The organism is Agromyces mediolanus, assembly GCF_014648575.1.
Lineage (GTDB): Bacteria > Actinomycetota > Actinomycetes > Actinomycetales > Microbacteriaceae > Agromyces > Agromyces mediolanus.
Genome location: NZ_BMRJ01000001.1, coordinates 757,999 through 758,417, shown reverse-complemented (window position 1 = coordinate 758,417; position 419 = coordinate 757,999).

Sequence of the window (419 nt, the reverse complement as noted above, 5' to 3'; positions counted from 1 at the left end):
CGCCGAACCTTCCCGAACCCGGACATGCGTGTACGCGGACGCGACATTTTCCCTCCCCCGTGGGCGAAGCCGTTCCCCTCGGCCTCGTCGCCTTCCGACCCAGCGTGTCGATCGCTGCGGTCGATGGCGCACACGCTGCCACAGGAGCTGAGCCGGATTCAAGACTTCGCTGAAAATTCCTCGGCATCCCCCCGAATTGGGGTGAGTATCGCTCATCTCCACGCGCGCGAGCGCCCTCGCGCGCGTGCGCACAGGCCTCCGCGCACGCCCGCGCACGCCCCCGCACGCGCCCGCCTGCGCCCCCGCGCGCACCCCCGCGCGAGGCATCCCCTCGGCGCCCGACTCCCGAACCGCATGGCCTCCGAAAGGGGGACACCAGTCCGGCTGGCAAAGGAGTACGTTGCCGCGCAAGGGAAACC